This window comes from Enterococcus sp. GPZ-007 (assembly GCF_059374735.1).
The window spans coordinates 1-289 of the sequence record NZ_JCAFYN010000135.1 but is presented as its reverse complement, the minus strand read 5'-3'; the positions used below and the strand labels follow the sequence as shown (position 1 = coordinate 289).

Annotated in this window: 1 protein-coding gene; it reads left to right on the top strand. The window is 42.9% G+C overall.

All coding sequences use genetic code 11. The features are described 5' to 3' along the window. On the top strand, positions 1–289 hold a 289-nt coding region (locus tag AC4J95_RS21260), incomplete at both ends, for a transposase (RefSeq protein ID WP_494551561.1).

The window sequence follows — 289 nt, the reverse complement described above, 5'->3', positions numbered from 1 at the left end:
CACTCGAGACGGCTACCGAGAATACAAATCCAATCCAAAAGAATGTGTGAACTGCCCGCTGTTAAAAACGTGTACGAAAAGTAAAAATCACCAACGAGTCATCACGAGACACGTTTGGGGAGATTTAATGGATGAAGTGGAACATCTTCGTCTGACAGACATAAATAAGGCCATTTACAAAAAACGAAAAGAGACGATTGAACGAATATTTGCGGATGCAAAAGAAAAGCATGGGATGCGTTGGACCAAGTATCGAGGCTTGGAAAAAGTCGCGACGCATACGATGCTG